This window comes from Acinetobacter sp. NIPH 1852, from assembly GCF_022549455.1.
Taxonomy (GTDB): Bacteria; Pseudomonadota; Gammaproteobacteria; order Pseudomonadales; family Moraxellaceae; genus Acinetobacter.
The window spans coordinates 14,158-37,729 of the sequence record NZ_JAKZGG010000004.1 but is presented as its reverse complement, the minus strand read 5'-3'; the positions used below and the strand labels follow the sequence as shown (position 1 = coordinate 37,729).

Sequence of the window (23,572 nt, the reverse complement as noted above, 5' to 3'; positions counted from 1 at the left end):
TAATATTAGATCAGTGTCAGGCATAAAAAGTATTTCTTTTCTCTAAAAATTAGGTATCATCTCGCTCCTAGTTGAAAGATATAAAATATTGTGTCTGCGCTAGATTCTTACAAGCACCGAGTCCTACGACCGCAAGTCACCAGACTTATTTCTTTTACCCATATCAGAGATGGTAATTCGATATGAGCGTTACTTCCGTAAATCCTGCCGCTAATGTAACCAACGAATATTATTTGACTCGCCAAAGTCAGATGGAATCAAATGTTCGTAGTTATCCTCGTAAACTACCGTTGGCAATAGCAAAAGCGCAAGGCTGCTGGGTTACTGATGTTGAAGGTACAGAGTACCTTGATTGTCTAGCTGGGGCAGGAACATTGGCTTTAGGTCATAATCATCCTGCGGTGATTCAAAGTATTCAAGATACATTGGCAAGTGGTTTGCCATTGCATACTTTAGATTTAACAACTCCTTTAAAAGATGCGTTTACAGAAGCACTTTTGGCATATTTGCCAGGTGGTAAAGAAGAATATTGTTTACAGTTTTGTGGGCCTACAGGCGCAGATGCGACTGAAGCAGCGATTAAACTCGCAAAAACTTATACTGGTCGTAGTTCTGTGATCAGCTTCTCTGGCGGTTACCATGGTATGACTCATGGTGCGCTGGCGATGACGGGTAATTTGAGTGCAAAAAATGCGGTCAATGGTTTAATGCCGGGCGTACAATTTATGCCTTATCCGCATGAGTACCGTTGCCCACTTGGTTTGGGTGGTGAAGCTGGTGTTGATGCTTTAACTTACTATTTTGAAAACTTCATCGAAGATGTTGAAAGTGGCGTAACTAAACCTGCTGCAGTGATCCTTGAAGCGATTCAAGGCGAAGGTGGCGTGGTCGCTGCACCTGTGAAATGGTTGCAAAAAATTCGTGAAGTGACTGAAAAGCACAATATCGTTTTAATTTTGGATGAAGTTCAAGCTGGTTTTGCACGTTCGGGTCAAATGTTTGCCTTTGAACAAGCAGGGATTGAGCCTGATGTTGTCGTGATGTCAAAAGCTGTGGGCGGTAGTTTGCCACTTGCAGTCCTCGGGATTAAACGTAAGTTTGATGCTTGGCAGCCGGGTACGCATTCAGGGACTTTCCGTGGTAATCAACTCGCAATGGGTACGGGATTAGCATCACTTCAAGTGATCAAGGAACAAAACCTTGCCCAAAATGCACAACAGCGTGGTGATTTCTTACAATCAGAGTTGAAGAAACTTGCTCAAGAATTCCCATGTATTGGTAATGTGCGTGGTCGTGGTTTGATGATTGGTATTGAGATCGTTGACGAGCGTAAACCTGCAGATCATATGGGTTCTCTTCCTGCGGATGCGCAGTTGGCAGCAGCTATTCAAACCGCATGTTTCAACAATAAATTATTGCTTGAGAAAGGTGGTCGCAATGGTACGGTTATCCGTTTACTTTGCCCATTGATCATCAATCAAGATGAATGTGTTGAAGTTATTGCACGCTTCAAAAAAGCGATTGCTGAAGCATTAAAAGCAGTGCGAGGCTGATTCATGGTTGATTTTGCGGAACATCGTAAAGCGTTACTCTGCAATGATGCTCAATCCATTGCTGACTATCAGTCAGCAATGGGCGAGGCGGTTGAAGCCGTTTCAGCATGGTTGCAAAGCGATAAAATGTACACTGGTGGAAGCATTAAAGATTTGCGTGCAGCAATTTCTTTTAATCCATCGAAACAAGGTTTAGGTGTACAACAATCATTACAACGTATGATTGAGCTTTTTCTAAATAAAAGTTTAAAAGTACATCATCCGCATTCATTAGCACACTTACACTGTCCAACTATGGTGACAAGCCAAATCGCGGAAGTGTTGATCAATGCGACCAACCAATCGATGGATTCATGGGATCAAAGCCCTGCTGGTTCATTGATGGAAGTGCAGTTGATTGATTGGCTTCGTCAAAAAGTTGGTTATGGTGCAGGTCAAGCAGGCGTGTTCACTTCTGGTGGTACACAGTCGAACTTGATGGGTGTCTTGCTTGCGCGTGACTGGTGTATCTCAAAAAACTGGAAAGACGAAAATGGCAAGCCATGGTCTGTACAGCGTGATGGTATTCCAGCCGATGCAATGAAAAACGTCAAAGTCATTTGTTCTGAAAATGCACACTTTTCTGTGCAAAAGAACATGGCGATGATGGGTATGGGCTTCCAATCTGTTGTCACTGTTCCTGTGAACGAAAATGCACAAATGGATGTCGATGCGTTAGAAAAAACTATGGAGCATCTTCAGTCTGAAGGCAAAATCGTGGCTTGTGTGGTCGCGACTGCGGGTACAACCGATGCTGGCGCGATTGATCCACTCAAGAAAATCCGTGAAATTACCACCAAATATGGTACATGGATGCATATTGATGCAGCTTGGGGTGGTGCACTGTTACTTTCGAATGACCATCGTGCAATGCTTGACGGTATCGAATTATCAGACTCAATCACGCTTGATTTCCATAAGCATTATTTCCAAAGCATTAGCTGTGGTGCTTTCTTATTGAAAGACGAAGCAAACTATCGCTTTATGCATTATGAAGCAGAATATCTAAACTCTGCTTATGATGAAGAACATGGCGTACCGAACCTTGTGTCTAAATCATTACAAACGACGCGCCGTTTCGATGCGTTGAAATTGTGGATGACGGTTGAAGCATTGGGCGAAGAACTTTATGGTTCGATGATCGATCATGGTGTGAAATTGACGCGTGAGGTTGCTGACTATATTAAAGCGACCAATGGTCTTGAATTGTTGATTGAACCTCAATTTGCTTCAGTGCTGTTCCGTGTTGTGCCTGAAGGCTATCCTGCTGAATTCATCGATAGCTTAAACCAAAACGTCGCAGATGAATTATTTGCACGTGGTGAGGCGAATATTGGTGTAACAAAGGTTGGTCAAGTTCAATCATTGAAAATGACGACTTTAAGCCCAGTGGCAACGCTTGAGAACGTACAGAACTTGCTTTCATTGGTATTGATCGAGACTGATCGTATTAAAGATGCGATTGTTGCAGGAACGTATGTTTCAGCGCTCGATTAATCATTGAATCGGTTGAAAAAGGCACAGATATCTGTGCCTTTTTCGTTTTTGGAGGTGAGGGGCGATTGAAGTTGCCGAATTTCTGGTGCATTGCATTGTGATAAAAAATAGCTAAACTAGAAAAAACTGCAAATAATTTACAACTAAAATTGATCATCATCAAAGCGTCATAAAGCTGTAACCTTATTGTCATATTATCTATTCAAAATGCAGTTAACCAAAGTGCAACACTTAAATCCAAAAAGAGTTGTAATTCAAATTGCATAAATGAGAGAGAAATAGAATGCGCTTAAATCCACGTCAAATCGCACTTGCTATAACATTAACTGGGGTAGCTGCGGCATCCACTGCACATGCAGCTCGTGATACTATTCAGATCGCTGGTTCTTCAACTGTGCTGCCATTTTCAAGTATTGCAGCGGAAGAGTTTGGTAATACGTTCCCACAGTTCAAAACTCCTGTTGTCGGTTCTGGCGGTTCTTCAGGTGGTTTGAAACAATTCTGTCAAGGTGTTGGCGACAACACGATTGATATCGCAAACTCTTCACGTCCGATGCGCAGCAACGAACTTCCAGCTTGTGCAAAAGCTGGTGTGAATAAGATTCATGAAATCAAAATTGGTTATGATGGTATTGTTTTTGCCTCAAACATCAACAAAGCTGAGTTCAAATTAAAGCCATATCATGTCTTCACTGCGATTGCAGCTGAGTTACCATCGAATGGCAAAATGGTTCCAAACCCGTATACACATTGGAATCAAATCGATAAAACACTTCCAAATGAGCCGATTACTTTGGTCATCCCTGGTTCAAACCATGGTACGCGTGAAGTGTTCCAAGAAAAAATGGTTGATGCAGGCTGTGAAGCTTACGAATACATTAAAAACCTAGACAAAGATGCACAAAAGAAAGCATGTACGACTTTCCGTCAAGGCGGACGTGTGATCGAAATCGCGGGTGATTATACTGAAACATTGGCACGTTTAAGAACAACGCCAAGTGCAGTAGGTGTTTTTGGTTTGAGTTTCTATGATCAAAACCGTGATAAATTACGTGTAGCAAAAGTAAACAATATCGTACCAACAGAAGCCGCGATTTTAAGTGGTAAATATCCTGTATCACGTCCTTTATTCTTCTATGTAAAAGGCGAGCATTTACAATCAGTGAAAGGTTTACCGCAGTTTGTTGAGTTCTTCTTGAACAAGAAGACTTCTGGTAAAGGCTCTAAATTAGAAAGAGCTGGTTTAATTCCTTTGTCTGATGCTGAACGTGCAAAAATCCTTGCCGACTTTAAAGCTGGTAAAGTATTTAAGTAATATTGGTGTTAATAGAGGCTGATGGTGAGGGGAATTTACCATCGGCCTTTTTGTCAAACTAGGTTTTTTCAAATGATTGGAATTGGAAAAACGGTGGAGATCACATGAATCTGCTACTCATAGGTGTGTTATTAGCCCTCATGGCAATTGCATATCAAATCGGGCTGAGCAAAAGCCGTAACCTAGCAGGTAAAGGAAATAACTCAGTCACACTACATTCTCGTCCTGGTTATTACGGTGCGTTGGTTGCTTTGTGGTGTGGTATTCCTGCTTTTTTAATTTTGATCACGTGGAACTTGATTGAACCGAGTATTTTACAACATATTATTCTCAATCATATTCCTGCATCTGTCAGTGCTTCTTTAGATCCTGCTGGACAGGATGTATTGATCCGTCGTGTTCAGGCAATAGCTTCTGGCTTTGGTGTTGCTGGTGAGCCTGTTGCATATGAAGTTGCCGCAGCAGAGCAACTGGCTAGATTCATAGCGATTGGTACATTTGCCAAAATAGCGGTGGTCATTAGTGTAGCACTGGGTGGTTTGATTTGGGCCAAAAAACATATAAGTGAACAGTATCGCGCGCGTAATCAAGTAGAGCGTGCGATTAATGTCGCACTGATTTTATGTTCAGGTGTTGCCATCCTCACCACTATCGGTATCGTGATGTCGATGTTTGGTGAAGCACTCAACTTCTTTAAATTCGTAAGCCCTTTCGATTTCTTCTTCGGTACTGTATGGCAGCCTGGATTTAGTCAAGTCGGTCAAGTATCAGGCAGTTACGGACTATTACCATTACTGTGGGGTACATTAATGGTGAGTGCAATTGCACTCTCAGTCGCAGTACCTGTTGGTTTAATGATCGCGATTTATCTCGCCGAATATGCTTCTCCGCGCTTACGTTCTTGGGCGAAACCAACGATTGAAGTTCTCGCAGGTATTCCGACCATTGTGTACGGTGTATTTGCGATGATGATTATTGGTCCATTTATTAAGATGGCAGGCGCAAGCGTCGGTCTTAATATTAATGCCACCAGCGCACTGACAGCTGGTCTGGTCATGGGGATCATGATTATTCCGTTTGTGTCTTCTTTATCGGATGATATTATTACTCAAGTACCTCGTACGCTACGTGATGGTTCATTAGGTTTGGGAGCGACCAAATCAGAAACGATTCGTCGTGTGATTATTCCTGCTGCTTTGCCGGGTATTATCGGTGCATTCTTATTGGCAGCTTCTCGTGCGATTGGGGAAACCATGATCGTGGTACTTGCTGCAGGGAATAGCCCAGTTTTACATGCGAATCCATTTGAAGCGGTTTCTACGGTCACGATGACCATTGTTACTCAGTTAACAGGTGACTCAGATTTTTCTAGTCCGCAAGCTTTAGTGGCTTTTGCATTAGGCTTAACGTTGTTTGTTATTACTTTAGGTTTAAACATTGTCGCATTGTACATTGTGCGTAAATATCGTGAGCAATACGAATGAGTTCATCAAATACATCTTCTCCTGTGGATCAAAATGTATTTGATCCACAAACGGCGCAAGAGTTACGTGCACAACGTAAAGAAAGAATCGAAAAGTCGCTTGGCAAACGCCATCGTAAAGAAAAGGCATTTCGCTTCTTTGGATTTTCTGCTGTTGTGCTTGGTTTGGCCTTTGTCGCGCTGTTATTTACGAGTATTTTAGCAAAGGGTTTACCTGCATTTTGGCAAGCCAGCATGACAGTGCCTGTTTATTTTGATCCAGCCATCATTGATGTTGGACCAAAACCAAAACAGCTTGCGGGCGAAGCTCCTGTTGACTATCAAGAGCGCTATGTAGCGTGGCAAACTGAAATGGGAATGGTTGATTGGGATGCATTGATTATCAATGGTCTGGTCGCAAAAGATCCGTCTTTAGCAGATAAACAAGATGATTTGAGCAGATTGTATACCAGCTCTGAGTCGTATCGTTTACGTGATATGGTTTTTGCAAATCCATCTTTGATCGGTAAAAAACAGGAAATCGAATTTCTTGCTGATGCCAATATTGATGTCTGGTTGGCAGGTAATATCGATCGATCTTTGCCAGATGAACAACAACAATTGAGCCCAGAAGTTCGTCAGATTGCAGATGAACTTAAAGAAAAAGGGATCATTGCTAGTACGTTTAACTTCAACTTATTTACCAATCCTGATTCTCGTAGCTCTTTGGCATCAAGTGGTTTAGCTGGTGCTTTCATGGGCTCGCTGTTTATGATGTTGATTGTGATCTTTATTTCGATTCCAATCGGTGTTGCGAGTGCGATTTATCTGGAAGAGTTTGCTAAACAAAACTGGTTGACGGATATTATCGAAGTCAATATTAATAACTTGGCTGCTGTACCTTCAATTGTTTTTGGTTTATTGGGTGCTTCGATTTTTATCGGTTGGTTCCATTTACCGATTTCAGCACCTTTGGTCGGTGGTTTAGTTCTGAGTTTGATGACATTGCCTACTGTGATTATTACCACACGTGCATCATTAAAAGCAGTGCCACCTTCGATCCGCCAAGCAGCTTTAGGGCTGGGCGCATCTAAAGTTCAAACTGTATTTCACCATGTTTTACCATTAGCTTTACCGGGTATTTTAACAGGTGCAATTATTGGAGTTGCTCAAGCATTAGGTGAAACAGCACCGCTCTTGCTTATTGGTATGAGTGCTTTCGTGGCAAGTGTACCTGCTTCGCCATTAGATCAATCTACGGCATTACCAGTACAAATTTTCTTATGGCAAGGTAATGAGTTGCGTAATTTCTTTGAAGGGCGAACTGCGGCAGCAATTATTGTATTGCTTGCATTAATGATCGGTTTAAACAGCCTTGCAATTTGGTTACGTAAGAAATTTGAAGTACGTTGGTAATCGGAGATAACATGATGAATACTATAGATACCACGAACTCCTTAGAAAAGGATAAATCAGTGAACCCACAGCAAACTCAATTTACATCGTCTGAACGACCTGCACAGCAAGGTACCGCTTTCGTCGCACAATTTGAAACATCGGCCCATACAAAAAAATTGCAGCATGGTGATGTGAAGATCAGTACGCAAGATGTTCATGTTTATTATGGTGAAACTGAAGCGATCAAAGGCATTAATCTTGATATTTACCAAAATGAAGTGATTGCATTTATTGGACCGTCAGGTTGTGGTAAATCAACTTTTCTACGTACCTTGAACCGTATGAACGATACGATTGATATCTGTCGTGTAACGGGTAAAGTCACTTTAGATGAACAAGATATTTACGATCCTAATCTTGATGTTGTGTTGTTACGTGCACAGGTAGGTATGGTGTTCCAAAAGCCGAATCCATTTCCAAAGTCGATTTTTGAAAATGTCGCTTATGGACCAAAATTACATGGGCTTGCACGCAATAAATATGATTTAGAAGAAATTGTAGAAAATAGCTTGCGTAAAGCAGGGCTATGGGACGAAGTGAAAGATCGTTTAGCCCAACCGGGGACTGGTTTATCGGGTGGTCAGCAACAACGTTTGTGTATCGCACGTACGATTGCAGTTAGTCCAGAAGTGATCCTGATGGATGAACCATGTTCTGCGCTTGATCCGATTGCAACAGCAAAAATCGAAGAACTTATTTCTGAGCTTTCAGAGCAATATACCATTGCAATCGTAACGCACTCAATGCAACAAGCGGCGCGTGTTTCTGATCGTACAGCTTATTTCCATTTAGGTGATTTAATTGAAGTGAATTCGACTGAAAAAGTCTTTACTCAACCTGATCATCAGCTTACTGAAGCCTATATTACGGGTCGTTTCGGTTAATTATTTTCCGCACGAACGCTCTAAAAAACACCCTTCATGTCGGACCAAGCGTCTGGCTGGTTGGGTGTTTTTTTTGTTATATCGATGAAAATGAATCTATTTTGCAAAATCGCTATTGAATTTTTATTGAACAGGCCACATCTTAGAGCAATAAAGCCGAACTAAAGAGCACTTATTTTATGTTATTCCATTTACCTAAATTTCCTGCTGAAATTCGTATCAGTCATTTAAATGCGCGTGTAAATGAACAAAGAAAAAAGATTACGCAAACCACCGCATCTCGTTTGGAATTATTACAGCTTGTTCAACAACTCGCTAAAGAAGCAAAAGTTCGTAAAAAGAATGATCGAAAAATTTATGTCCTCGATTTTAAAGGGGATATCCAAGCTTCGGCAGTAGATTCGATTCGTGAAGAAATCACCTTGATATTGGCCACAGCCAAAGCGGGTCAGGATCGTGTCGTAGTACGTTTGGAGAGTCCTGGTGGGATGGTGCATGGCTATGGCTTGGCAGCTGCACAGTTGGTACGGTTACGTGATGCTGGTTTTCATGTCACCATCTGTGTCGATAAAGTCGCTGCAAGCGGTGGTTATATGATGGCATGTATTGCCAATGAAATTATCTCAGCACCATTTGCAGTGGTTGGCTCAATCGGCGTAGTCGCGCAGGTACCAAATTTCAATCGTTTACTAAAACATAATAATGTTGATTTTGAACTGTATACGGCTGGGCAGTACAAACGTACTGTAACCATGTTTGGAGAAAATACAGCGGAAGGCAAAGCCAAGTTTGAAGAAGAGTTACAGCAAACGCATGTCTTATTTAAACACTTTATTGAAAAATATCGTCCACAACTCGATGTTGAAAAAGTTGCAACAGGCGAACATTGGTATGGTGAAGATGCGCGTGAATTAAACTTGGTCGATAAATTACAGACTTCTGATGAATATTTGCTTGGCTTACTTTCACAGCACGATGTCTATGTGATCAATACGCGTAAACGTCCAACTTTGGGTGAAAAACTCGGTCTGCAAGCTGCGCAAATGGCTGAGAGTTTGATTCCGACGGTAATGAATAAAATTACTGATAGTTTAGTTAAAGCGAACAGTACATTGGTTCAAATGCGTGATCCTAAATTCTAATTAAATTTACAATAGACTTTTTCGTACATCCTTTTGCTACTCCAGTTAGGAGAAATACAAAGAGGGGTAAATAATGATGAAAAGGTCTATCGATTCTTTAAAAGAAAGCCAGTCCATATGACTGGCTTCTTTATTTTTTGGTGGTTATTTTCATCATTTCTGACAGGAGTTTTGAACAAATGGTTAGTTAAATAAAATTGACAAAACTTCTGTCGGCAAAGATTGTCCTTATCGTGATCATTTGATATTTTAATTGCTAGATTAATAACTTAATTATTCATTAATCGACAAGTGTTTAAAAATATAATTGATCAGTGAGTATAATAATGACAAAGGTTGTCGTTTCTTCAAAAAAAAATTTAATGACTTTACAAGATGCGCAAATGCAAGATGTGATTCTTAATCAACCTTCTATTGTTCAGATTGGTGTAACTCAAGCAGATATTAAATCCATGATGAAACAAGGTGATGACCTTGTCATTACACTCAACAGTGGAGAAAAAATTGTTATCAGTGGTTTTTATAATGATGTAAATGTCACTGAACATACCTTAGCACTCGTCAAAGAGGACGGTACTTATGAGGTTGCTCAATTTGATGATTCTGGAAAATTTATTCGTTATGTCCCAACAACGCAGTTAACTCAATTTGCATATACGGAAGTCTCTGCACAAACGCCCATGGGACAGGATGGAATAGATGATAGTGGGATCAGCAAATCACAATTGATGAAAGCGGGTCTGGTGGCACTGGCCGCGGAAGGAGTTTATTTATGGGCAGTGAAAGATGACGATGACAAAGATAAAAATAAAGATAATAAATCACCAGACATCACCCCCCCAGCCACACCAACCGCAGCTTTATCTAGCGACACCCAAACCATCACAGGAAAAACCGAAGCAAAAGCGAAAATTCTGATTCGTGATCTGACTGGTAAGGTGATCGCCACGGGGCAAGCTGACGATCAAGGAAACTATACCATTAAGCTCGATCAACCATTGGTCAACGGTAATAAGGTCAGTGTCGTTGCTGTAGATCGTGCAGGAAATGTTTCACAAGGTGTGATAGTCACAGGAAGCAAAGATACAATTGCCCCTGATGCTCCAACTGCACAATTAAATGCAGATGGAACGATTGTGACTGGGAAAACAGAAGCCAATGCCAAAGTGTCTATTTTTGATGCGGATGGACATCTTTTAGGTACGGTCAAAGCCAATAAAGAGGGGCTATATTCGATTCAAGTTTCACCGCCATTAACCAGTGACAAAGGAGGTACCGTCATTGCTGAGGATGCGGCTGGTAATAAGTCGGAACCTTCCAAGGTGGTTGCGGGCAAAGATACGGTTGCACCTGAACAACCTTTAATCGAAGTCAATAAAGAAGGTACTTCTATCCACGGAAAAGCAGAGGCTAATGCCAAGGTCATTATTAAAGATGCGGATGGGAAAGTGATTGGCAGTGGTACGGTTGATGCACAAGGTAAATTTGAGGTAAATATTTCTCCTACATTGGCTTCAGGTGAAAAAGGCACAATTATTATTGAAGATGCGTCAGGCAATCAATCAAAGCCTGTCGAAATTAGCCCAGGAAAAGACACCATTGCACCTGACCAAGCCACGGTACAAATCAATGCTGCTGGAGACTCAGTTTCAGGCACAGCGGAAGCAAATGCTAAAATTGAGATTAGAAATGCTGAGGGAAAAATTATCGGTACGGGCACTGTAGGAGCTGATGGGAAATTCACTATTGCTGTATCGCCAGCTTTAACTGATAAAAATATCGGTAAGGTTTACGTGATTGATGCTGCTGGAAATCGTTCGGTTGAGGCAAATGTGGTGGGTAGTAAAGATACCATTGCGCCAAATAAGCCAATCTTAGAAAAGGTCATGGATGATGTTGGTGCAGTAAAAGGTGCAGTCGCAGCAGGTGGCAGTACCGATGATGCCAAACCTGTTTTATCTGGAAGAGGCGAAGCAAAAGCTGTTTTAACCATTTATGATAATGGTCAACCAATTGGAACTGTTACTGTCGGAAATGATGGAAAATGGAGTTTCGAAATCAGCCAAGATCTTGCTTTAGGGGCACATAAGATCACCCTCACGCAAACGGATGCCGCAGGTAATACCAGTGAAGTGAGTGATTCATTTAATTTTACTGTGGTTGCACCGACGACAACCAATACCGTTGCATACAGTGAAAATTTGGAATTAGATTCAATTGAAGTTTCTTTAGTAGAACCCATTGATTTAGCGGCTTTAGAAAGTGATTCGATCGTAACTTTTGATGAACCGCCAGAGCTTGAAAACATGCTAATAGATGATTTACTGCTCTCATCAGATTCTTCTGATCACCAAGTTGATGATGTACTCAATCAGTTTGTAGGGACAGAATCAACTCCTGCCGTCACAACTCAAGCGGTATACTCAACACATGTTGAATATGCACAAGTCATGAAATCTGATCCTTTTGAACAGTTAGAAGTAGTGCAGCATTCAATCGTTTAATAGGCGAAATCGTGTCAATTCAAACTCTTATTTTCGGATAGGAGTTTTTTCTTTATAGAGTTGAATTATTCCGATGAGAATCGCACCTATCGTTGCCAAGAACATGTCTTTGTGTGCATCCCACATATCACCTTGTTGACCATTATAGTTTTCAGCATCTTCAGGAGATAAACCCAACGAAAGTCCCCATTCCAGTAGCTCATAAAGCATACTTGAAGCCATGACAAATTGAATGACCAATAGGAACAGTGTAAAAGGCTTTGCAGTTGGGAACCACACTTGAAAGCAACGATAGAAAAAAGGATAGAGTAATACCCCATAGGCAAAATGCACTAGTCGATCATACATATTGCGTGACCAACCCATGGTTTGATTTAAGTCGAAATTAAATAATTTTAAGATCCATTCATTATAAGGAACATAGGAATAGAGGTAATGTGCCGCAACGATATGAATGAAAAGAAAAAGTAGATATAAACAAAAACTGACAAAGCTGATGCCGATCCTTTTTATGCTTAGGATCAGTACGATCAGCATCAAAACCGTACCTGCCTGATGGAGCAGGTATGATTCAAATTCGAGTGGATCAATACTGGCAACGACTACAGCCAGTATAAGCATAGCAAGTGCAATGTAGTGCTTCAAACTTAGATGTTTTTCGATCATGCGATTTCCAAAAATAAGCCAAGCACATCTGTTTTTCTTTACTCAGCAGAACCTAAAGTAATCTGTTGCTTTGGGGATGATACTCCGCCAAGTGCCTGACAAGCTTGTTTATAAAGTTGATATTTTTGTTCTACAACCTCATCCAAAGGAATGTTAAAAAGATCTTCACCATTTTTATATTGGTCTATGTAAGTTGACACTTTTTCTTTATTTACTGCAAGGGTTTGTTGATGAAAGTTGGTGATGGATGAGGTGGCGAGTTGGCTCGTTTCAATATTATTACATTGAAAATTTTGCAAAATTTTTTCGGCACGTTTTATTTCATTCGATTGTCCAAAGACACAACCAGTTAAGCTTAAAGTGACAATAGACAAGAAAAAAAGCTTCATGAGAGATAAGGTGAAATTTAAGAGTTGGCATTATTGTATAAAATATTGATTTTATATATTAATTATTTATGTCTAACATAATAAAATTTAATCTTTTTTTGCTGTGTATATCTAATTGAACAAAAATTAAATAGGTTGGATTTAAAAATGGAACTATTCTTCTAAAATGACTGTGTATCAAGCATAAAAAATATTCAATTGATTGATAAAAAATGATTTTTAGCGGTATGCTAAAGAGGGTCATCATTACACATCTTGTTATGCATATTAAGCACATTCTCTTATTCTATTTTTTGATGATTCTCTCTGTTGGAACTTATGCGAATGACTATGATTTTTTTGCAGAGATAAACGATGATGCTGAACACATGTTTGATTCAGCCTATCCACAGAGGCAGGCTGATTACTCCGTTTTGCATAATCAATTTTTTCAAGATGAACGTTGGCGTGTATATAACTACACCGCATACCAAACCAATCAGTTTAATCAAAAAATGTTAACAGGCGATACCACAAACTTGTCTTTGGACGATTTCTCAATTTCACTGGGCTATGGCATCGTTTATCAACTCAATCAAAGCAATCGCATCGGTTATGAATATCTATCCAGTTTCCCTTATGATCGTGGACAATTGATTCGGTTCTTTTGGCTAAGTATTTTTTAGCTTATTTTTTGATATAAAGCTGCTCGAACCAGACCTGCTTTGGTTTCTTTAACTTTTTGCCATGTAGCTGGAAGTTTGAGTTGAGATAAATCTCGATCAGCTTCGACGTAAATATAAGCTTTTTCTACGATCAATGGATCAGTCAATTCAGCCAGTTCTTGCCATAGATCAAGACTATAAGGTGGATCGAGAAAGACCACATCAAATGATGAAGTGCTTAATTTCTTTAAAGCCTGTTGTGCTGTTGATACGAGCAATTTGCAGTTTTGGGCTTTTAACAGTTGAATGTTTTCTTTTAAAAAACCTGCTTGAGTTGCATTCGGTTCGATCATCACGACCTGAGCAGCACCACGTGATAGGGCTTCAAAAGCAAGTGCACCTGATCCAGTACATAGATCTAAAACCTGTGTATTTTGAATATCCCACATCAGCCAGTTAAATAAAGTCTCACGAACCCGATCAGGTGTAGGTCGTAAACCTTCAATATTGGCAAATGGGAGTGTTCGACGTTTCCACTCTCCACCAATAATACGCAATTGATTTTTCATTATTCAGTTGCTCCTTCACTTGCTTGAGCAGGAGTTGTTGTCGCTGTGCTATTAGTTACGATTGGAGGATTATTGGTCGGTGCTGCGTCTGTCGTTGCCGTTGTATTTTGTTGGATGCTTTCGATCGTTCCGTTACCACTTGGTAACTCACCCGGTTTAATACCAGCAGTCATGAGACCACCGCTAACTTGATGGTTGGCTGGACGCAATGGATCAGTTTTACGCTTTACCAGCCAATAATCAAAAATTGGACGGGCAATTTGTGTGGCTGCACCGCCACTTCGACCATTTTCCCAAACCACTGCAATGGCAATTTCAGGATTTTCGGCAGGGGCAAAACCAACGAATAGACCATGATCGCGCTGACGTTCAGAAAGTGCCGCTTCATTATAACGCTTGCCTTGCGCAATACTTTTAACTTGGGCTGTCCCTGTTTTACCAGCAATGGAATATTGTAGACCACTTTTGATGCCTCGACCTGTACCTGATTGAATGACATCGACCATTGCCTCACGCATTTTGATCCAATCATCGAGTGTGCCATTAAATTTAATTTGTCCGTCTGGGGCATTGTGGACATCAAATTTTTTGGTACCTTTGGTTTCACGTAATACATGAGGGGTTACGTGAGCACCTTGATTTGCTGTAATGGCAGTTGCCATTGCTAATTGTAAAGGTGTTGAGGTAAAAGCACCTTGTCCAATACTCACGGAAATCGTTTCACCTTTTAACCATTTTGCATTTCGAGTGCGCATTTTCCATGCAGGGCTCGGGTATAAGCCTGTACTTTCACTCGGCAAATCAATTCCTGTTTTTTCGCCAAAACCGAATTGGCGCATCCAGTCATTCATTTTTTCAATGCCCATGCGATAAGACAGTACATAAAAATAGGTATCGCATGAAACAATCTGTGCTTTGTGCATATTGACGAGACCATGACCACTCTTTTTGTGATCACGGAAGCGGTGACTATCTCCCGGTAGTGAGAAATAGCCCGGATCAGAAATCGCTGTATTCCAATCCACCAAGCCATAGTGGATACCACCCAAACCAAACATCGGTTTAATGGTTGACCCTGGAGGGTACACACCTTGGACAGCACGGTTAAAGAGGGGTTGATCCAGATTGTCGCGCAGCTCGCCATAATCTTTGAAACTAATTCCAGTTACGAATAAGTTTGGATTGAAACTTGGACTAGACACCAACGCTAAAATTTCACCTGTACGCGGGTCCATCGCCACAATTGCACCACGACGTCCTGCGAGTTGCTCTGATGCAATGGTTTGTAAGCCATAGTCCAGTGACAAATATAAATCATTACCGCGAGTGGGATCTTTGCGGCCTAGATTGCGCAGTACATTGCCGTGAGCATCAGCTTCAACTGACTCGTATCCGGGGAAACCATGTAACAGTTCTTCATAGCTTTTTTCCACCCCAATTTTGCCAATGAGGTTGGTACCCGCATATAAGTCTTTATCAATCGCTTTGAGTTCTTTATCGTTAATACGACCTACATAGCCGATTACATGCGCAAATAACTCACCAAATGGATAATAGCGCGTCATTTGTGTTTCTATTTTTACGCCGGGAAATGCATATCTAACTTCACTAAACTTGGCAATATCTGCTTCGGTTAGATTAAGTTTGATGGTGATTCGCTCGGTCTTTCGTGCTGTTTTTACACGACTTTTAAATCGGTCAACGTCTTCTTGTGTGAGATTTAGGATTGGAACTAAGCGCTCAATGCTATCGTCAATATCACTGACATCAGCACGACTGAGTGTGGCTGTAAATACAGGATAATTATCTGCTAACAGGATACCATTGCGGTCATAAATATAACCACGAGCAGGCGGAAGAGGTTGCAAGCGAATTCTGTTCTTATCTGAGGCCGTTGTAAAATCATCGTAATGAACAATCTGTAAATATGCATAACGACAAATCAGTAAAAGTAAAAAAGTCGCAACCAGAAACATTGCAAACAAAATTCGACCCTTATAAATGCGCTTTTCTTGTTGCATGTTTTTTAAAAGAAAGTGCTGTTTCATAGGGTGTCGACTTAATTATACGATTGAGGGGTGGATTGGCTAAACATTTTAACGTAAGTTGCATGATCTTACTGTAGAATTTTCAACACTTCATGCAAATGATGACGCGACAGTTTTTGACTTTGCAGACATTAAAATTGTACGGTCTTGTATATTAGAAGCAAAATAATTCTGTTAAAGTCACAAACTGTTTGAAATGGAAAGACCAATATACACTCTTAGGGAAAATGGAGAAAATAATGAGAAAAATTTATCTTTTACTCGCGGTTTTAGCATCAAATGGTTTAGCGCATGCAGGAGAGAATGCATATCTTCCCGAAGCAAAATTGACAGGGGCAAACGTTTCAACGTGGAATGTTGGGGCTGGTTTTACCAAAAAATTATTACATGCCAATCTTGAGTGGGTAAATCCTTATGGGATCGCCTATGCCAAAGCTGGTGTTTTTTTAAATGATGAAAATCCAGCAGGGGGACAAGTCGGATTTCGCTATCCGTATCATCTTACTGGCACAGATAAAAATGGTTATTACATCGGTGCGTATGCCGGCCATATAGAAAGTAAACAAATTGATGGTGAAGAAAAAGCGCGTTTAGGCGCAGGTGTCGATCTTGCGTACGTGTGGCTAAATTCAGAACGCATCAGTACCTTTAGTGTGGGAATTGGAGCGGGTGAAAAACTCAAAAATGATCGTGGAAACGTGATTGAGAAAACTGAACCAACGCTGCAATTTTCATATTCGTTAAGTTTTGGTTTATAGGAGTGAACACACTGTTCATTTTTTTATAAACCATCATGTATCAATAATTCTGAGAGTCATGCATGTTTGATTACGTCAATGAATTGTGGCAGATTTTTTTAGCACGTCCAGATTTTTGGGCAGTCCTCAGTATTATACCTGTAACTGCTTTTGTGACTTGGGCACATGTGTGGATGGCTTTAAAAATGGTGTTTTACCCGATTAACTTTTGGGGATTTCACTTAGGGCCATTGCCTGTGGGGTGGCAAGGAATCGTGCCACGCAAAGCGGGGCGTATTTCAGGCATTATTACGGATAATACCTTGTCTAAATTGGGATCATTGCGCGAGTTTTTAGAAGCAATGGATCCTGAAGACATGGCGATGATCATTGGTGAGCAAGTTGGTTTTGAGCTTGAACATCTCATTGATGAAGTCATGATTGATCGCAATGCGGTGTTATGGGAAAACTTACCTTATTCCATTAAACGCCGTATTTATGCACAAGCACATAAGCAATTACCAACCACCTTGAGAGAGCTTGTCACCGAGCTGACTCTGAATGTTGAGTCATTGGTAGATATGCGAGAAATGGTGGTCAGCCAAATGGAAGGTGATCGCCGTTTGATGGTGCGCATGTTCCTCAAGGTTGGACAAAAAGAAATTAACTTTATTTGGCATATTAGTGCACTCATCGGGATGTTCTTCGGTATCTTCCAGATGATTGTATGGTTCGTGGTGCCTTGGCATTGGACAGTGCCGTTTTGGGCTGCGATATGGGGTTTCTTGACCAACTGGATCGCAATTTGGATGGTATTCAATCCAATTCAACCGCATCCTGTTCGCTATCCGCAGTTTTTCCGTTTGACCAAAGACCGTAAATTCCCTTGGGTTGTGCCAGTCCTCAAGATTGGAACTTATAATGTTCAAGGTGCATTTATGAAGCGTCAGGAAGAAGTTTCTGATGTATTTGCGAGTGTAGTGACTGAAGATTTGATTACCTTGAAGTCAATTATGACTGAAATGATGTATGGCAGTAAGAAAGATAAAACACGCCGTATTGTTAAACGTCATATCAATGAAATCATGGAAACACCATTGGTACGCACGTCGTTGCAGTTATCTTTAGGTCCTAGGGAGTATGCTAGACTAAAGACCGACTTGATTGATCGTTCAATTGAAATTACCATGGGTCCAGTATGTGATCCAGCCTTGAATGCAAGCCGTGCGCAGAAAATCTTTCATATGTTTAGAGAGCGTATTCGTGAACTAACACCGAAAGAGTTCCAGAACTTATTACGTCCTGCATTCCAAGAAGATGAATGGATTTTAATTGTACTGGGTGGGGTAACCGGTTTCTTGGCTGGTTTAATTCACTTATTTGTTGCTTTCTTATAATTAATTTGATGTTGGTTGAGTGATAACTCTGTATGATATTGCTCAATTTAAAATTTATTGTTTTTAGATGAGGATGTTCTTTATGCGCATTATTTTACTCGGACCACCTGGGGCAGGCAAAGGTACTCAAGCTCAGTTGATCTGTAAGCGCTACAATATCCCACAAATTTCAACCGGTGATATGCTCCGTGCTGCAATTCGTGAAGGTACTGAACTTGGCTTAAAAGCGAAAAGCGTGATGGAGTCAGGTGGCTTAGTATCTGACGAGCTGATTATTGGCTTGGTTAAAGAACGTATTGCTCAGCCTGACTGTGAAAATGGTTGTATTTTTGACGGTTTCCCACGTACGATTCCACAAGCTGAAGCATTAGAATCAGCGGGTATCAGTATTGATCATGTGATTGAAATTGATGTACCAGATGAAGAGATTGTTCAGCGTCTTTCAGGTCGTCGTCAGCACCCAGCTTCTGGCCGCGTGTATCACATTGTTTACAATCCACCAAAAGTGGAAGGTAAAGATGATGAAACAGGTGAAGAGTTGGTACAGCGTCCTGATGATCAAGAAGCTACGATTCGTAAGCGTCTAACGTCTTATCACACCGAAACTGAACAATTGGTTGGTTTCTACCAAGGCCGTGCAGCTTCTGGTGAGAACGCACCAACTTACAATAAGTTAGATGGTTTACGTGCGATTGAAAATGTGCAAACAGATTTATTTGCGATCCTAGATAAATAATTTGGATTGTTGATCGGAAAAGAGCTCTGAATATAGGGCTCTTTTTATTTTGGAGAAAAAATGCTAAAAATTGTCTTGATCGCCGCTGTTATTTTAAGTTTTGCATTATTGTTATTCTTACTGTACCAAAGTCAAAAAATGCTGCGTCATGTGCAAGCGCAACAAGCTTTGGAAAATAAGAAAAATGGCAAAGAACGTCAGTTACATCCTGAATTGCAAAAGAACAAGAATAAAGAGACTCAGGATTAATTGAGATTTTTGATCGCGATGGCTTTGCTTGCGCCAAACTCAAAGCGTTCAGGCCAATTGCATACATCAGAAACGATGCACTCATTACACTTGGGTTTACGTGCAATACAGCAATAACGTCCGTGTAGAATTAACCAATGATGCGCATCTAAAATAAATTCTTTAGGAATGACTTTAACTAAGCGATGCTCTACCTCTAAAACATTCTTTCCAACAGCCAAACCTGTACGATTACCGACACGAAAAATATGGGTATCTACCGCCATTGCAGGTTGTCCAAAAGCCGTATTTAACACCACATTCGCTGTTTTTCGACCTACACCGGGCAAAGCTTCGAGTGCCTGGCGTGTTTCAGGCACTTGACCTTGATGTTGTTCCAGCAAAATACCACAAGTTTTGATGACATTTTCAGCTTTAGAGTTATACAAGCCAATGGTTTTTATATAGGTTTTTAAACCGTCTACACCGAGGTTGAAAATGGCTTGAGCAGTATTCGCAATCGGATAAAGTTTGTCGGTGGCTTTATTTACACTGACATCGGTGGCTTGTGCTGAAAGCATGACCGCAATCAATAACTCAAATGGTGATGAATAATTGAGTTCCGTTTCAGGGTTTGGTCGCTGTTCGCGTAAACGCTCAAAAAAGGTTTGAATCTGCTTTTTGGTCATATTTTTAACGGGCATTTAGATTTCCTGTAGCTCGTTTAAACGTTGTTGAAGTGCAATGAGCTGGGCTTGTTTTTGTGCATCTGGACGGACACTGAGTTGCTTTTCTAACTTCTTAATTTGAGTGCGAGTTTTAGCAAGTTCAATGGTTGTTTTGGCATCCAGAACAGGATTTTCTTTAGGTTTGTCTGCTAAGGTAATCGTCGGAATATTATTTGAGGCTTGTGAAAACTGAGCAAAGAACTCAATATCAATTTCTGCACGTACGATAGGCCCTTTACGACTGATACGACGTTTTTCTTCACGTTGGATATGCGCATAGTAACGATGTCTAAGATCATCTTGTTCGATATGACGTTGTTGTATCGTGGGTAAAGGTTGGAGATCTGCAACTAGATCAATACAATCGACAGGACAAGGTGGAATACATAATTCGCAGCCTGTACACAGGTCAGTCAAAATACTGTGCATCAGTTTGCCGCTGCCAATGATGGCATCAACGGGACACGCACTGATACATTTGGTACAACCTATACATTCATCTTCTCGAATGATCGCTTTCATTCTTTGCGGTCGCCCATCTGTTTGTATATCCCAAACACTTGGCTCGGCCGTAAGATAAGGGCGTTGTAGTAATACAGCAAGTGCATCGGCAACAGGCTGTCCTCCCGGAACACATTTATTGGCTGCTTCACCTTCCGCAATCGATTTCGCATAAGGCAAACAGCCATCACGATGCCCACATAAACCGCACTGTGTTTGTGGTAAAAGTTGGTCAATTTGGACAATAAGAGAACGTTGTGCAGATGGTGACATGAAAAAGGGTGGAGCGAAAAACAGGATAGGTAGTATAGCAAATAATAGTTTAGTGCGACGAGTCATCTAGGCATTGGATTTCACTTTATGTAAAGTGCCCGTTTCAATTGGTTGACATTAAAAACATAGACTAACTTGTATGTTTATTATAGAATCGGGCAGATTTTAGTAAATATTTTATAACAAATGTTGAACAACATATTCCAAGCATTGTCGCAATTAGGCTTAACCGCACAAAAACGCGCGATTCATATTCAATTTGCCAATCAAGCGCTCAACACAGAAGTGTTCCTACAAAAAATACAAGGTCAGCATGCCATTAATCAGGGCGTAACTGCGGAACTGATTTGCCTATCAACCAATGCCACCATCCCATTAAAACAATTCATTGGTTGCCAAGTCGCCGTTGATCAAGTGACCGACACAGGCACATTATTTAGAACCACAGGTATTATTACCGAAGCCGTACAAGGACAATCTGATGGAAGTTTGACCTTATATAAACTCAAACTCCAAGATGCCACCGCACTGTGGCATAAACGCCGTAACAGCCGCGTGTTTATGAATAAAACCGTACTGGATATTATTCAAACCCTGTTTAAAGAATGGCAACAACGCAGCCCCTTATTCGCATCCAGTCTCACGCTTGATATCAGCGGCGTGACACAAGACTACGATGTCCGACCCTTTGTGATGCAAGCCAATGAAAGCGACTACGATTTCATTACCCGACTACTCAGAAGCGAAGGCATTAACTGGCTCATCGACGAAGCCCAACTCACTGTTGCAAACAGCAATAGCCCGATCCAAGCACAAAAACTTCGCTTAATTGATGATAACAACCAATACCAAGCCTTAAATCGAAGAACGATTCGCTACCACCGCAGCAGTGCCACCGAACAATACGACAGCATGACCAGCCTCATTGCGGAACGTAGTCTACAACCCACAGCCGTGCATATCCAACGCTGGCAAGCCGATGCCCTAGAACAAGAAGACGGTGCAGGCAGTGTACAAAGCAGCCATCAACATAGCGGACAACACGACAATGCCAGCCTGGGACTTGAAGATGCATGGCACTTCACCCCAGCATGGATGCAAGACCTCGATGGAGAAGATGGCGCAACTGCATCAGGCAACAAGCAAATTGAAAAACTTAATCAAAACCTCGGTCATTACCACGATGCCCAAGCAAAACAGTTTATTGCCAATACCACAGTACGCGATACCCAAGTCGGCTACTGGTTTAAACTGAACGAACACCCTGAAATAAATCAACACAGTGGGGCAGACCAAGAATTTCTGATCATCGCCAAAAACTACTACAACCAAAACAACCTGCCCAAAGATTTGAGCGATCAAATCAGCCAATTAGTTGAACAAAGCCAATGGCAGCAAGACCACAAGCACACAAACAACAGTGAAGAACGCCAAGCCAACCAACTGACGCTACAACGTCGTAATATCAAAACTGTACCCGAATACCAACCCCTACAACACCGTCCAGCAGCCAACCCACAACGAGCCAAAGTGGTTGGACCATCAGGTGAAGAAATCCATGTCGATGAATGGGGTAGAATTAAAGTCCGATTCCTGTTTACCCGAAATGAGGATCACCAACATGATGGCGGTGCAGGCAGTAACGACAACGATACCGATTCAGCATGGGTCGATGTACTCACTCCTTGGGCTGGCGAAGGTTACGGTGCACGCTTCCTGCCACGTATCGGCGAAATCGTGGTGATCGACTTCTTTGACGGCAACATTGACCGACCCTATGTCACAGGACGACTGCACGAAGCACAACGCAGTCCGACCAAATTCGATGACCAAGGACAACTGCCAGATACCAAAAAACTGGCAGGGATCAAATCCAAAGAATACCAAGGCTCAGGTTATAACCAACTACGCTTTGACGACACCACTGGACAGATCAGCGCGCAACTGCAAAGCAGCCATGCGGTCAGCCAACTCAATCTCGGTAAACTCAGCCATCCTAAAGCCCAAGCAGAAAGCGAGGACCGAGGCGAAGGTTTTGAACTACGCACTGACCAATGGGGAGCGATTCGAGCAGGCGAAGGATTACTGATTACCACCCATGCACAACAACAAGCACAAGGCGATCATCTCGAAGCGCAAACAGCCAAACAACAGCTGGAAGGCAACAAAGGTAATGCCAAAGCCCTAAGTGAAGTGGCGAAGAATCAACAAACCGATGAGTTGGAATCGGTTGAGCAGTTACAGGCATTTGCAGAGCAGATTCAAGACAAAATTTCTCGTTTTGAACAAGCAATGCTATTGCTGAGTTCACCCAATGGTATAGGACTCAGTACATCAGAAGACATTCATCTATCAGCGGATGGACAACTGAACCAGTTTGCAGGGGACAGCATTAACCTAACCACGCAAAAGAATTTAATCGCCCAAGCCAGTCAAAAGATCAGTCTATTTGCAGCACAAGGCGGGATTAAGCAAGTTGCGGCAAAAGGTAAGTTTGAAATCTTAGCGCAAGGTGATGCTTTGGATGTGATCGCTCGTGGTGGTATTCAAATTATCTCGACGGAGAATACGATTTACATTACCAGTCCGAAAGAGATCAATTTGATTGGGGGCAGCTCAGGTATCAAGATTAATAGCTCAGGAATCTTCCCAACAACAGGTGGCAAGTTTGAGGTCAAGGCTGGACAGCATTTGTTTAAAAGCGGAGCATCTGTTAGTACGCCTGCGATTGATTTACCTGATTGTTCGGCGAAGCAGACTCAAGCTGCTCAAAATGGTTCAGCAAAGGTGGATTTATCGTGA

General features: G+C 41.4%; 20 protein-coding genes. 14 read left to right on the top strand and 6 right to left on the bottom strand.

The genetic code is table 11. The annotated features are described in order from the left end of the window. Window positions 1–182: 182 nt before the first annotated feature. The 8 genes from MMO38_RS04605 (at window position 183) to blp2 (ending at window position 11,854) form a co-directional block, all read left to right on the top strand. The gene (locus MMO38_RS04605) at window positions 183–1,553 is read left to right on the top strand and encodes a diaminobutyrate--2-oxoglutarate transaminase (RefSeq protein ID WP_241322725.1); all 1,371 of its coding nucleotides are present in this window, start codon (window positions 183–185) and stop codon (window positions 1,551–1,553) included. 3 nt (window positions 1,554–1,556) lie between these two features. Further along, complete coding sequence (locus MMO38_RS04600) at window positions 1,557–3,089, top strand: aspartate aminotransferase family protein (RefSeq protein ID WP_241322724.1); 1,533 nt, start codon at window positions 1,557–1,559, stop codon at window positions 3,087–3,089. Window positions 3,090–3,372: 283 nt separating this feature from the next. Continuing rightward, window positions 3,373–4,404, top strand: a complete 1,032-nt coding sequence (locus MMO38_RS04595; protein WP_241322723.1) for a substrate-binding domain-containing protein — start codon at window positions 3,373–3,375, stop codon at window positions 4,402–4,404. Between the two features lie 104 nt (window positions 4,405–4,508). Then, a complete protein-coding gene (gene pstC, locus MMO38_RS04590) occupies window positions 4,509–5,888 on the top strand; it encodes a phosphate ABC transporter permease subunit PstC (protein WP_241322722.1) in 1,380 nt (459 codons plus the stop codon). Then, a complete protein-coding gene (gene pstA, locus MMO38_RS04585) occupies window positions 5,885–7,282 on the top strand; it encodes a phosphate ABC transporter permease PstA (RefSeq protein WP_004670449.1) in 1,398 nt (465 codons plus the stop codon). Before pstC ends, pstA begins: the two co-directional genes overlap by 4 nt. 14 nt (window positions 7,283–7,296) lie before the next feature. Beyond that, entirely contained in the window at window positions 7,297–8,208 is a 912-nt protein-coding gene (gene pstB / locus MMO38_RS04580) for a phosphate ABC transporter ATP-binding protein PstB (protein ID WP_034595073.1), read from the top strand. A 179-nt stretch (window positions 8,209–8,387) separates the two neighbouring features. Beyond that, on the top strand, window positions 8,388–9,350 hold the full coding sequence (gene sohB / locus MMO38_RS04575; RefSeq protein WP_004670451.1) for a protease SohB: 963 nt from the start codon (window positions 8,388–8,390) through the stop codon (window positions 9,348–9,350). Between the two features lie 326 nt (window positions 9,351–9,676). Continuing rightward, window positions 9,677–11,854, top strand: a complete 2,178-nt coding sequence (gene blp2 / locus MMO38_RS04570; RefSeq protein WP_241322721.1) for an Ig-like repeat protein Blp2 — start codon at window positions 9,677–9,679, stop codon at window positions 11,852–11,854. 27 nt (window positions 11,855–11,881) lie between these two features. Here the strand turns inward: blp2 and MMO38_RS04565 are convergent, their stop codons facing one another. Both MMO38_RS04565 and MMO38_RS04560 read right to left on the bottom strand, forming a co-directional pair. Then, window positions 11,882–12,520 (bottom strand): DUF2238 domain-containing protein, encoded by a 639-nt coding sequence (locus MMO38_RS04565; protein WP_005197773.1) that lies wholly within the window; start codon window positions 12,518–12,520, stop codon window positions 11,882–11,884. Between the two features lie 38 nt (window positions 12,521–12,558). Continuing rightward, window positions 12,559–12,909, bottom strand: a complete 351-nt coding sequence (locus tag MMO38_RS04560) for a hypothetical protein (RefSeq protein ID WP_004670454.1) — start codon at window positions 12,907–12,909, stop codon at window positions 12,559–12,561. 260 nt (window positions 12,910–13,169) lie between these two features. Here MMO38_RS04560 and MMO38_RS04555 point away from each other — a divergent pair, with 260 nt between their 5' ends. Continuing rightward, on the top strand, window positions 13,170–13,574 hold the full coding sequence (locus MMO38_RS04555; protein ID WP_171063425.1) for a hypothetical protein: 405 nt from the start codon (window positions 13,170–13,172) through the stop codon (window positions 13,572–13,574). Here MMO38_RS04555 and rsmD read toward each other — a convergent pair. Both rsmD and mrdA read right to left on the bottom strand, forming a co-directional pair. Continuing rightward, window positions 13,571–14,122 (bottom strand): 16S rRNA (guanine(966)-N(2))-methyltransferase RsmD, encoded by a 552-nt coding sequence (gene rsmD, locus MMO38_RS04550; RefSeq protein WP_241322720.1) that lies wholly within the window; start codon window positions 14,120–14,122, stop codon window positions 13,571–13,573. The genes MMO38_RS04555 and rsmD overlap by 4 nt on opposite strands. Beyond that, complete coding sequence (gene mrdA, locus MMO38_RS04545) at window positions 14,122–16,170, bottom strand: penicillin-binding protein 2 (protein ID WP_005197767.1); 2,049 nt, start codon at window positions 16,168–16,170, stop codon at window positions 14,122–14,124. Before mrdA ends, rsmD begins: the two co-directional genes overlap by 1 nt. A 239-nt stretch (window positions 16,171–16,409) precedes the next feature. Between mrdA and MMO38_RS04540 the strand changes: the two genes are divergently transcribed. From MMO38_RS04540 to MMO38_RS04525, 4 genes are all read left to right on the top strand, one after another. Further along, window positions 16,410–16,928 (top strand): hypothetical protein, encoded by a 519-nt coding sequence (locus tag MMO38_RS04540; RefSeq protein ID WP_241322719.1) that lies wholly within the window; start codon window positions 16,410–16,412, stop codon window positions 16,926–16,928. 62 nt (window positions 16,929–16,990) lie between these two features. Beyond that, on the top strand, window positions 16,991–18,304 hold the full coding sequence (locus MMO38_RS04535; protein WP_004670459.1) for a hypothetical protein: 1,314 nt from the start codon (window positions 16,991–16,993) through the stop codon (window positions 18,302–18,304). An 82-nt stretch (window positions 18,305–18,386) separates the two neighbouring features. Next, on the top strand, window positions 18,387–19,040 hold the full coding sequence (gene adk / locus MMO38_RS04530) for an adenylate kinase (protein ID WP_004670460.1): 654 nt from the start codon (window positions 18,387–18,389) through the stop codon (window positions 19,038–19,040). Between the two features lie 60 nt (window positions 19,041–19,100). Beyond that, window positions 19,101–19,289, top strand: a complete 189-nt coding sequence (locus MMO38_RS04525) for a hypothetical protein (RefSeq protein ID WP_004670461.1) — start codon at window positions 19,101–19,103, stop codon at window positions 19,287–19,289. Here MMO38_RS04525 and nth read toward each other — a convergent pair. Beyond that, a complete protein-coding gene (gene nth, locus MMO38_RS04520) occupies window positions 19,286–19,972 on the bottom strand; it encodes an endonuclease III (RefSeq protein ID WP_241322718.1) in 687 nt (228 codons plus the stop codon). The genes MMO38_RS04525 and nth overlap by 4 nt on opposite strands. Next, the gene (locus MMO38_RS04515; RefSeq protein WP_241322717.1) at window positions 19,973–20,770 is read right to left on the bottom strand and encodes an RnfABCDGE type electron transport complex subunit B; all 798 of its coding nucleotides are present in this window, start codon (window positions 20,768–20,770) and stop codon (window positions 19,973–19,975) included. Window positions 20,771–20,956: 186 nt separating this feature from the next. Between MMO38_RS04515 and MMO38_RS04510 the strand changes: the two genes are divergently transcribed. Next, complete coding sequence (locus MMO38_RS04510; protein ID WP_241322716.1) at window positions 20,957–23,572, top strand: type VI secretion system Vgr family protein; 2,616 nt, start codon at window positions 20,957–20,959, stop codon at window positions 23,570–23,572.

Excerpts from the sequence above, each read along its gene's own strand:
- MMO38_RS04605 (WP_241322725.1), top strand. The coding sequence starts at position 183 with ATGAGCGTTACTTCCGTAAATCCTGCCGCTAATGTAACCAACGAATAT.
- MMO38_RS04600 (WP_241322724.1), top strand. The coding sequence starts at position 1,557 with ATGGTTGATTTTGCGGAACATCGTAAAGCGTTACTCTGCAATGATGCT.
- MMO38_RS04595 (WP_241322723.1), top strand. The coding sequence starts at position 3,373 with ATGCGCTTAAATCCACGTCAAATCGCACTTGCTATAACATTAACTGGG.
- pstC (WP_241322722.1), top strand. The coding sequence starts at position 4,509 with ATGAATCTGCTACTCATAGGTGTGTTATTAGCCCTCATGGCAATTGCA.
- pstA (WP_004670449.1), top strand. The coding sequence starts at position 5,885 with ATGAGTTCATCAAATACATCTTCTCCTGTGGATCAAAATGTATTTGAT.
- pstB (WP_034595073.1), top strand. The coding sequence starts at position 7,297 with ATGAATACTATAGATACCACGAACTCCTTAGAAAAGGATAAATCAGTG.
- sohB (WP_004670451.1), top strand. The coding sequence starts at position 8,388 with ATGTTATTCCATTTACCTAAATTTCCTGCTGAAATTCGTATCAGTCAT.
- blp2 (WP_241322721.1), top strand. The coding sequence starts at position 9,677 with ATGACAAAGGTTGTCGTTTCTTCAAAAAAAAATTTAATGACTTTACAA.
- MMO38_RS04565 (WP_005197773.1), bottom strand. The coding sequence starts at position 12,520 with ATGATCGAAAAACATCTAAGTTTGAAGCACTACATTGCACTTGCTATG.
- MMO38_RS04560 (WP_004670454.1), bottom strand. The coding sequence starts at position 12,909 with ATGAAGCTTTTTTTCTTGTCTATTGTCACTTTAAGCTTAACTGGTTGT.
- MMO38_RS04555 (WP_171063425.1), top strand. The coding sequence starts at position 13,170 with ATGCATATTAAGCACATTCTCTTATTCTATTTTTTGATGATTCTCTCT.
- rsmD (WP_241322720.1), bottom strand. The coding sequence starts at position 14,122 with ATGAAAAATCAATTGCGTATTATTGGTGGAGAGTGGAAACGTCGAACA.
- mrdA (WP_005197767.1), bottom strand. The coding sequence starts at position 16,170 with ATGAAACAGCACTTTCTTTTAAAAAACATGCAACAAGAAAAGCGCATT.
- MMO38_RS04540 (WP_241322719.1), top strand. The coding sequence starts at position 16,410 with ATGAGAAAAATTTATCTTTTACTCGCGGTTTTAGCATCAAATGGTTTA.
- MMO38_RS04535 (WP_004670459.1), top strand. The coding sequence starts at position 16,991 with ATGTTTGATTACGTCAATGAATTGTGGCAGATTTTTTTAGCACGTCCA.
- adk (WP_004670460.1), top strand. The coding sequence starts at position 18,387 with ATGCGCATTATTTTACTCGGACCACCTGGGGCAGGCAAAGGTACTCAA.
- MMO38_RS04525 (WP_004670461.1), top strand. The coding sequence starts at position 19,101 with ATGCTAAAAATTGTCTTGATCGCCGCTGTTATTTTAAGTTTTGCATTA.
- nth (WP_241322718.1), bottom strand. The coding sequence starts at position 19,972 with ATGCCCGTTAAAAATATGACCAAAAAGCAGATTCAAACCTTTTTTGAG.
- MMO38_RS04515 (WP_241322717.1), bottom strand. The coding sequence starts at position 20,770 with ATGTCACCATCTGCACAACGTTCTCTTATTGTCCAAATTGACCAACTT.
- MMO38_RS04510 (WP_241322716.1), top strand. The coding sequence starts at position 20,957 with ATGTTGAACAACATATTCCAAGCATTGTCGCAATTAGGCTTAACCGCA.